The sequence below is a fragment of the Cohnella sp. GbtcB17 genome, from assembly GCF_019091135.1.
Taxonomy (GTDB): domain Bacteria; phylum Bacillota; class Bacilli; order Paenibacillales; family Paenibacillaceae; genus Cohnella.
In genome coordinates this window covers 54435-63334 of the sequence record NZ_JAGXJW010000020.1, presented here as the reverse complement: position 1 = coordinate 63334, position 8900 = coordinate 54435, and the positions used below count along the sequence as shown (strand labels likewise).

Genomic DNA, 8900 nt, shown 5'->3' with positions numbered 1-8900 from the left:
GGTTCGTCTCCTCGGCGATGCGGCCGATCACCTCGAGATTCTCGCCGATCTTGGCGCTGTCCTCGGCCAGATGCGCGACCTGGTTGCTGACTTCGCCCATGCTGGCTACGGATCGGTTAACGACCGCCCCGCCGTCCCGGGCAATCGCCGAAGTTTGCGATGCCAGCAGCGAAGCCGCCTCGGCGCCCTCGGCGACGGCCGCGATCGCGGCCGACAGCTCGCCGAAGCGTTCGCGAATGTCCACCGCCGCCTCGGACTGCACGTTCGTGCCGCTGGCGATCTCTTGCGTGCTCGCCGAGATCTGCTCCGACGAAGACGCGACGCTCTCGGAGGAACGAACGACGTCGCCGATCAGCGTTCTGAGCTTGAAGATCATGCGATTGACGGCAGCGGAGAGCTGGCCGAGCTCGTCCTTGCTTCGAACCGGCACTTCTTCCGTCAGATCGCCATCCGCGATTCGCTCCGTCGCCTGCATGAGGCGCTTCATCGGCGCGCTGATCGAACGGATCAGCCAGAAAGCCAGCAAGAGGCCGATAAGGGCGGTAGCCGTGATCACGATAACGGTCGTATACAAAATGCCGCGCGTCGCATCCGATACCTCGCTTAGCTCGATGGCGCCCATGATCTTCCATCCCGTGAGCTTGTTCGTCGCGTAGGCCGCTTCTTTTTTTACGCCGTCCAGTGTGTAATTCACGACGCCGCTGTCGTTGGCGTACACCTGCTCGATGTAGCCGTTGGTATTCGGTCCCCCCGCCTTTTTCGTCGGGTGAGCGAGGTAGTTCCGGTTCCCGTCCATCACGAACACGTAGCCCCGCTTGCCTACGGTGAACTGCTTCATTTGATCGCTGAGCTCGTTCAGCCCCACAACCGCGCCTATGACGCCCGATCCGTCGGCGACGGTCTTGGCGATGACGACGATCATCTCGCCGTTCGAGGCCGACACGATCGGATTGGAGACGATCGCGACGCCCGGATGCGCCATCGCCTGCTTGTACCAGTCCCTCTCTCTCGGATCGTAATCTGCGGGCAGATTGGAGGGCGGCACGTTGGCCGCCAGCCCTTCTTTCGTGCCGAAAACGACGTTTTGGTAGATCGGCTTGGCTGCCTGAAAAGGCGCGAGCAGCGCCTCCGCTTTGGCCGGATCGCCTCCTGCGAGCAGCTTCGCGCTCATGAGGCCCGAGAGATAATCGATGTCCTGCATGCCGGACGAGATCTCGTCCTGAATTTTCCTCTCCGCGGCCTGTACGCTTTCCCGCGCGGCGCCTTGAATCTGCGACTTGACTTTTTCAGCCGCGCTGCGGTACGAAAACCAGCCGATCGCCAAGCTCGGCGCCAGCAGAATAAGCAGCAGCACGATCGCCAAACGATTTTTGACGGAAAGATTCATCAAGGCACCGGCCTCCCTTCGGCTTTGAGCAATTTATTGACGGACTCGATGACGCGATCCTCTTGGAATGGCTTGACGATGAAATCCTTCGCGCCGGCTTGAATGGCCTGGATGATCATCCCTTGCTGGCCCATCGCCGAGCACATGATGATCCGCGCATCCGGATGACCCGCCTTGATCAGCCGGACTGCCTCGATTCCTTCCATGACCGGCATCGTTATGTCCATCGTGACGAGATCCGGCTTAAGCATGGCGTATTTCTCTACGGCAACCGCGCCGTTCTCCGCCTCGCCTACGACCTCATGCCCGCCCTTTTGCAATATCGATTTGACCATCATCCGCATGAACGCCGCATCGTCTACGACCAATACCGTTGCCATGGCGTCACACCTTCCCTTCCGTATCTCTGGATATGATGAACTGGAGCGCTCCCGCGCCTTCGAACGCGACAGACATCCGAACGACGTTATTCAACCCGTAAATATGCATGCGGCCCGCGATGACCGTGGGCGGCGTGATGTCGATCCGGCAACCCCTGCCCGCGACGAGCGTCGCAGCTTGTCCTGCGACCATATTCGCCAATTCTCCGACGAAGGAATGAAGCATCTCGCCCGCAAGGCGCATGCCGAACATCGTTTCGCCGAGATGCCCGAACACGTCGCCCTCGCCCAGAATGACGACGCGGCCGTACATGTCCCCCGTCACACCGATGAGGACGCCCCACTCCTCTTGCCATTCCTCATCCTCCGCGCGGGGATCCGCAACGGTGAGCGGCAGCGGCACGATTTGGCGCAGCGCCTGCAGAATGTCCTGCAGCAGCTCGTCCGATCGTTCCTCGGCTCCGCTTTTTTCGATTGCCGACATGTTGGATTTTATGTTCATGCTGGCCTCCTGACCGGTTAATTCGAACTATATTAATCATAAAGTCCCGGATTTTCCCTGTAACCGAAAATCCATTGCGCGGTTCCGCAAATATTCGCGGTAATGCGCGGCTTTTTTTGCGGTTTCCCGCAAAGGAAAGCTGCGGAGCAGATGCGTCAGCCCAGCCTAAAAAGCCGACGCCGTGAAAACCCGGTCGTCGGCATTTAGGCCTTAAGTCTCATTAATCCTCAGCATTTCCTCTTAGCATTCCTCCAGGACGCTCCCGATCCCCCGCTTCATGGCACGCTTCGCATAATCGCCCGCGATCGCGATATCGAAGACGCCGAGTCCCATCGGATTAAAGAAAACCGGCATTTTCTCCGGCACGGCGAGCAGCGCATCCCGGCATACGACGTCCGCAAGCGTGCGCGCATCCGCCTCCCTAAGTCCGCAGGCTGCGTGAAGCCGCTCGATATCCGTGTTTTCTCTGCACACCTCGGACCAGTCGTCCACGATTGGCGTCGCTATGCCGAATACGCTGCCCGGCTTGTAGTCGCGCAGCGAGACGTTAAGCAGCAGCGCGCCCGCAGGCGGCGGCGCATCGACGTACCGCTCGGCGGATACGGTGCATGTCGCGAATACGTTCGATGCGCCGTAGACCTCGCGCCAATCGCCAGCGAGATCCACGATGTCCCGCAGGTGTGCGGGAATCGTCTTCGGATCGATCGGCCGCAGATCGAACAGCGTCGCCCGCTTCAGCCGATCGCCGAGCAGATCCGCGCACAAATCGAGGTGCAGGCGGCCGATCGGACCCCAGCCGACGATGCCGAGTCGCACGTCCTTCGGCTGCCTCGCCTCGAGATACGCCCGCAACATCAGGCCGCTGACCGCCGCCGCGCGCAAGCCGTTCAGAAGCGAGCTCCGAAGAAAGGCAATGGGAATGCCCGTCCTTGCATCGTTGAGGACGATCGCATTGCTCGCGCGCGGCAGCCCCCGCCGGATATTGCCGGGGAAGCCCGCCACCCACTTGATGCCGGCCAGATCGAATGGCCCGCCTACATAGGCCGGCATCGCGATGATGCGGTTGCGCGTGTCCCCGTAGCGAAGATACGTTTTGGCCGGACTGACGCACGCGCCGCGGTCCCGTTCGCGAACGACCGCCTCGACGATGCCGATCAGTCGACGCCAGTCGATGCCGAGCGTCCGGATATGTCCGTCATGCAAATAGATCATCCGCCGCCCCCTTCGCCCTCTGCCGGGGCAGCATGCGCCGACTCCGAGTCCGGTTCCGAAGCCGGCTCCGTCCCCAGCTCCCGTCGGACCCATTCGTCGTCGTACACCGTGTCCATGTAGCGCTCGCCACGGTCAGGCAAAATCGCGACGCAAGCCGACCCGGCCGGAATGTCACGCCCGATCCGCCAGATCGCCGCGACGACGCCTCCCGAAGACGCGCCGGCGAGGATGGCCTCGCGCCGTACGAGCGCCCGGCAGCCTCTCACGCAATCGGCGTCCGATACGCGCACGACGAGGTCGGCCAGCGCCTCGTCGTGCAGGTCCGGCACCTGCGCGGCGCCAAGCCCCGGGAACCTCCGCCGGCCGTCGGAGCCGCCGAACAGCGCGCTGCCCTCCGCGTCGACCGCCACGATCTTCGTCGACCATCCGCGTCTTCGGATATAGTCCCGGCATCCGCGGATCGTGCCGCACGAGCTGACGCCGCAAAACAAATAGTCGATCGCCCCGAGCCGCTCCCCGATCTCTTGCATCGTCGTCTCCGCATGCGCCAGCGCATTGTCCGGATTGCCGTATTGATTGGTCCAATACGCGCCCGGAATGTCGCGCACCAGCTGTTGCACCCGGCGAATGCGGGCAGGCAAATATTCGCCCGTGCGCGCATCCGGCTCGGTTACCAGCTCGATCTCGCCGCCGAAGCTCCGGATGATCTGCAGATGCCGCCGGGTCGTCCGGGGATCCGCCACGCAGATGAATCGCAGCCCCAGATAAGCGCAAAGCTGCGCAAGACTGATGCCCAGATTGCCCGAGCTAGACTCGACGATCACGCTGCCTTCGGTCACTTCGCCGCGCCCGATCGCTTCGCGCAGCATGTACAGCGCCGGGCGATCCTTGGCGCTGCCGCCCGGATTCATCCATTCCAGCTTGCCGTACGTCTCGAACGGTTCGCCGGCAAACAGCCGCCCCAACCGGATCAGCGGCGTGCGCCCGATCGCTTCCGCGATGCCACCCTCGAGCCTCATGCGAACCCGACCTTTACGTATAAAATATTTTTTTGTTTTTGACGGCGCTGCGGCTCCGCTCGTCGTCGAAGCCGGCTTCGGCGACGACCTCGATGCCGGCCAGCATGCCGCCGCGAATCATGGCGCCGATCTCGGGAATGCGGTTCTGCAGCTCTTCGCGCACCCGTCCAAGCAGCGCTTCATCCGCTTCGGATACGCCGTAAAGATGGACGCGCAGCCCGTTGCCCGACACATTGACGCGGACGCCCGCATCGCGGATATGCCGATAAACCGCATTTTCGATATCGTAAATGCTGATTTTTTCTCCATGCTTGAGATCGGGGCCGATGCGCTTCACGATGCTGCCGAAGCTCTGTCTCGGCTCGCCGGCTACCATGATCGTGCGCAAATCGCGCACGACGTCGTACGTGACGTAGCGAAGCGCCGGAAACGCCTCGCGGACGGTCGACGTGAGCACGAGCACCTGCTCGCCCGCAGGCAGCGGCTCGTACGCTTCGCCCAGCGTCTCGGCGCCGATCCCTTCTGCCTCGAGACCTTCGGCCAGCAAGTAGCGGCCATACCGATGATCGTAATAGGCGATCGTGCCGATCTCGATCGAGCCGTACGTGTCGACGATCGCGTCCGGCTCGATGCCAAGACGAGCGGCTGCCTGCCGCATCCAGCCCGGCGACGCGATCTCCCCGACCAGAACGACCTGGCGCACGCCGAATGCGCGCGGGTCTTCCGCCGCGAGCAGAATCCGGTCCAGAATCGAAGGCATCGTGTAGAGCACCTCGGGGCGAATGCGGTGCAGCCGTTCGACGTGCCGCCCTACCGGCTCCCGATACGACAGCGTATGGACCTCCATGCCCAGGCTGCGAAATACGCTCACAGCCGTCGCTTCGGCGTGCCCCGTCCCCATATCCGATACCACCGTCCGATAGCCGCGATTCCCGAGTATTTCGCGGAAGACCTTCTCCTTAATGCGCAAATACGCCGCTTCGTCCCGTTCGGTATAGAAAATCGTCTTGCGCACCCCGGCACTCGTGCCCGAGGTCCGATACCGGTACAAATCGCCGCGGAGCGCGAGCGGATTGTGATCCGTATAATAAAAAGCCTCCAGCACGGAAGCCGTAATCAGAGGCAAAGACGCAGGCTGCGCCGCGTTCCAGCCCGGAAGCCCCCGATACCACGGAAATCGCTGCGCCGTCCGTTCGGCGAGAGCATTGCTGCCCGCAGGTTCGGACATTCGATTCACTCCTTGCCCGTCGAGGTTGAAGCCTAATCCGGGATGCTATCAACATATGTCGCCGGGCGGGCCGACGTTCAAAATCTACACGCGACACAGTCAACGACGTACCGGAGGCGTATCGCAAAAAGCCCTCCGCGTTCGTATGATATATAAGCAAAAGCCAGGGGGAAACGACGTGAAAAATCGTAATGTACAGACCGTGTCCAGCAAGCTCATCAAAACGAAGCTGCTGCTCGGCGGCAGACTGGCGATTCATGTGCCGTCCACCGTACCGTTCTCAGGTATAGGACTGAAGGAGATGTTGGGGAAATACGGGATCGTATATGTAAAGCCGGACACCGGTTCGCAAGGCATTGGTATCATGCGGGTCGAGCGGATGGCGAAGGGACGTTATCGATATCAAATCGGCTTGGAGCGGTTGGACTTCGATACTTATGCGGGGATGTACCGGTCCGTGCGGCGCAAAATGGGAAAAAGGCTTCACCTGGCTCAACAGGGCGTGCGCGTGCTGCGGTTCGAAGGCCGGCCATTCGATTTTCGCGTCATGGTGCAGAAAAACGCGGCGGGCCGATGGGCCGTCACCGGTATCGCGGGCCGCGTCGCGCATCCGGGCAAGATCGTCTCGAACGGCAGCCAGGGCGGCACGATCTTCGAAGCGGCGCGGCTGCTCGGACCCGCGGCGGGTCGCGCGGGAGCCGCCCGCACGATCGGCGCCATGCGAAGGTTGACGCTGCAGGCCGCCGATCGCCTCGGACGCGAATACCCGGCCATGAACGAGCTGGGCATCGACATCGCCGTCGACCGTGGACTAAAGCCCTGGATTCTGGAGGTGAACACCCGGCCGGACCCTTGCCCGTTCGTCAAGCTTGAGGACCGGACGGCGATACGCCGAATCGTCCGGTATGGCCGCAGGTACGGCAGACGGTACTGCCTGAAGTGCGACAAGGCTAAATCGGGAACTTAACGGCTGGAAGTCATCGTATCTCAAAAGGATGCCCTGCGCCACAGAGGGCAATGAAATGAACCTATCTCTTCCGGTCGCGGAGCCTCTGGAGCCGGTCCTTGGAAAAGCCCGTCGCTTCGCCGATGACTTCGAGATCGAGCCCCAGCCGGAGCATGCGAAGCGCGGCTTGCTCCAAACCTTGCTCAAGACCTTGTTCGAGACCTTGTTCAAGTCCTTCTCTCAAGCCCCGCTCGCGCCCTTCCTCCACGCCGCTGTTCCGAATCGCCTCCAGGTTCTGCTGCAATCCCATAGCGACCTCTTCCTCCTTCTTAAACTGGTTCATCATATCGTCGATCGCCTTGCTCGGGTCCGGCAGCTGCCTGGCGACCATGTTCGCCAGCCAGTTGAGAAACTGGCTCTTCAGCTCTTCCGGCATCGCCCGTACGGTCCCCATCAGCTTCGCAAGCCGATCGTGCAGCTGCCGGCGGTCCGCCGACTGATCGAGCAGGAATACGGCGCCGATCGTATTCGACAGCTCCAGCAGCTCTCGCTCGGTATAACGTTCGACATCGATAAGCACGTATTCGAAGTCGAGCAGCTCGGAACCGAAGGCAGCCTGCCCCTCCACCAATGCGCGAAGCTGCCTCGGCGCCGTCCATGGACGCTGGCCGTTGTACAGCACGATCGGTACGATCGCGGGGAGCATAAAACTGCCGCCTTCCTTGAACGGCCGATTGCGGAGCAGATAACGCCAGATCTCCGTCTGGTACTGAAGCAGGCGATAGGGCATGGACATATCGACCGTCGATTGAAGCTCCAGCAGAACATAAAAAATAATGTCCCTGCCCTTCATACGGAGCCGATACACCAAATCTGCTTCTCTTCGGCCGAAATCCGGCAAAACAAAGGAGTGATCGATCGCTTCCAGCTCGGACTCGTCGATCGACTCGGCCCATTCGCGGGCGACGAAGGAGCGAATCAGCTCGACGAACAGCTTTTTGCTCGATAACAAGTAGCGGTAAGACGTATCGTGGGGAAACGAATAGCTTGCGGTCTTCTTTCCGCCGCTCACGCGCGCTCCCCCCATGTCATACGTCTATTATAATGCACGGCCCTCCGCCGTAAAAGCATGCGCCCGTTCATCAATGCTTCCCTCCGCTCCGAAAAAGCAAAAACCCCGACCAAGCCGTCATGGACGACCGTCGGGGTGTGCTTCACCGCTAACGTAATGCCTTTATTAAACCACAATCTCAGCTAAAAGGGAATACATGTTCGTAAATTTTTATTCCAAGCCGATCCAATCGCTCTCCGCCGCCTGACGCCAGCGCTCGCGAATGGCTTCATACTCGTCTGCCGGCAGCGCGCCTTGCTCCAGCAGTCTCGCGTTGGTCGTCCAGCGATCCGGATTCGCCGTGCCGACGATCGCCGAATGCACGCCGGGCGTCGACAGCGTGAAGCGGAGCGCCTTGCCGACCGTTTCCTCCAGGCCGTTTTGCAGGAAGTCGTACTTCAGCTTCTGCAGCCGCTGCCAGTACGGGTATTCGTAAGCCTTCGCATCCGGCGCTTCGGTATGCCGCCACGCCACGTTGGCGACGGGACGCTTGATGACGACGCCCATGCCGCGCTCGGCCGCTTCTGTTAGCGTGAGATCGACCGCCTCCTGATCCGCGATGTTCAAGGACGTCATGAGCGAGTCGAACGCTCCCGTGCGAACGGCATACAGCGCGTTCGTATGGTCTCCGCTATAGCCGATGAACCGCGTCTTGCCTTGCTCCTTGGCGCGCTTCAGCACGTCGATTACGTCGCCTTGCCTCAGCACATCCTCAGAGCAGCTGTGGAGATGGATCACGTCGACATAGTCCGTCCGGAGCCGTTCGAGGCTGCGGTCGATGCTTTGCGCCAGCATGCGGGGATCCCAGTCGGGCAGATCGAGGCCTGCCGCATGTCCGCATTTGGTAAAAAGAAAATAGTCGTCGCGCCTGCCCGACACGGCTCGGCCGATGAGTTCTTCGCTGTTTTTATAGCACTCCGCCGTATCGATCAGGTTGAGCCCCGCGTCCAGCGCGCTGCCCAGCAGCCGATCGACATCCCGCTGATCGGCGCCGCTGAACCCGATCTCCGCGCCGCCGAACCCCAGTACGCTCACTTGCATGCCCGTCTTCCCGTACGCCCTTTTTTCCATGAATATTCGCCTCTTCTCATAGAATCTATAATCAGTTTACCCAA

At 61.2% G+C, this 8900-nt stretch carries 9 protein-coding genes; 1 reads left to right on the top strand and 8 read right to left on the bottom strand.

Annotation, left to right across the window (positions count from 1 at the left end; genetic code table 11):
• The 6 genes from KVT38_RS13095 to KVT38_RS13070 form a co-directional block, all read right to left on the bottom strand.
• The coding region (locus tag KVT38_RS13095) for a methyl-accepting chemotaxis protein (protein ID WP_254639199.1) at positions 1 to 1387 on the bottom strand (1387 nt) is incomplete at its 3' end.
• Entirely contained in the window at positions 1387 to 1767 is a 381-nt protein-coding gene (locus KVT38_RS13090) for a response regulator (RefSeq protein WP_217594169.1), read from the bottom strand. The genes KVT38_RS13095 and KVT38_RS13090, both read right to left, overlap by 1 nt.
• Before the next feature lie 4 nt (positions 1768 to 1771).
• A complete protein-coding gene (locus KVT38_RS13085) occupies positions 1772 to 2269 on the bottom strand; it encodes a chemotaxis protein CheX (RefSeq protein ID WP_254639198.1) in 498 nt (165 codons plus the stop codon).
• Positions 2270 to 2509: 240 nt separating this feature from the next.
• On the bottom strand, positions 2510 to 3481 hold the full coding sequence (locus KVT38_RS13080) for a 2,3-diaminopropionate biosynthesis protein SbnB (RefSeq protein ID WP_217594168.1): 972 nt from the start codon (positions 3479 to 3481) through the stop codon (positions 2510 to 2512).
• Positions 3478 to 4500: a 2,3-diaminopropionate biosynthesis protein SbnA gene (gene sbnA / locus KVT38_RS13075; protein ID WP_217594167.1), complete on the bottom strand. Its 1023-nt coding sequence runs from the start codon at positions 4498 to 4500 to the stop codon at positions 3478 to 3480. The genes KVT38_RS13080 and sbnA overlap by 4 nt, the downstream gene beginning before the upstream one ends.
• Positions 4501 to 4513: 13 nt before the next feature.
• The gene (locus KVT38_RS13070; protein WP_254639197.1) at positions 4514 to 5728 is read right to left on the bottom strand and encodes a phenylacetate--CoA ligase family protein; all 1215 of its coding nucleotides are present in this window, start codon (positions 5726 to 5728) and stop codon (positions 4514 to 4516) included.
• 178 nt (positions 5729 to 5906) lie between these two features.
• Between KVT38_RS13070 and KVT38_RS13065 the strand changes: the two genes are divergently transcribed.
• Entirely contained in the window at positions 5907 to 6695 is a 789-nt protein-coding gene (locus tag KVT38_RS13065) for a YheC/YheD family protein (RefSeq protein WP_368859092.1), read from the top strand.
• A 61-nt stretch (positions 6696 to 6756) separates the two neighbouring features.
• Here the strand turns inward: KVT38_RS13065 and KVT38_RS13060 are convergent, their stop codons facing one another.
• Both KVT38_RS13060 and KVT38_RS13055 read right to left on the bottom strand, forming a co-directional pair.
• Positions 6757 to 7746, bottom strand: coding sequence for an Rpn family recombination-promoting nuclease/putative transposase (locus KVT38_RS13060; protein WP_368859091.1), 990 nt, complete (start codon positions 7744 to 7746; stop codon positions 6757 to 6759).
• Between the two features lie 210 nt (positions 7747 to 7956).
• Positions 7957 to 8856 carry an aldo/keto reductase gene (locus KVT38_RS13055; protein ID WP_217594164.1) on the bottom strand — a complete coding sequence of 300 codons (900 nt, stop codon included), beginning with the start codon at positions 8854 to 8856 and terminating at the stop codon, positions 7957 to 7959.
• Positions 8857 to 8900 lie beyond the last annotated feature (44 nt).

Bases quoted from the DNA above. Each gene is read 5' to 3' on its own strand.
- KVT38_RS13070 (WP_254639197.1), bottom strand. From the start codon at position 5,728: ATGTCCGAACCTGCGGGCAGCAATGCTCTCGCCGAACGGACGGCGCAG.
- KVT38_RS13080 (WP_217594168.1), bottom strand. From the start codon at position 3,481: ATGATCTATTTGCATGACGGACATATCCGGACGCTCGGCATCGACTGG.
- sbnA (WP_217594167.1), bottom strand. From the start codon at position 4,500: ATGAGGCTCGAGGGTGGCATCGCGGAAGCGATCGGGCGCACGCCGCTG.
- KVT38_RS13090 (WP_217594169.1), bottom strand. From the start codon at position 1,767: ATGGCAACGGTATTGGTCGTAGACGATGCGGCGTTCATGCGGATGATG.
- KVT38_RS13085 (WP_254639198.1), bottom strand. From the start codon at position 2,269: ATGAACATAAAATCCAACATGTCGGCAATCGAAAAAAGCGGAGCCGAG.
- KVT38_RS13055 (WP_217594164.1), bottom strand. From the start codon at position 8,856: ATGGAAAAAAGGGCGTACGGGAAGACGGGCATGCAAGTGAGCGTACTG.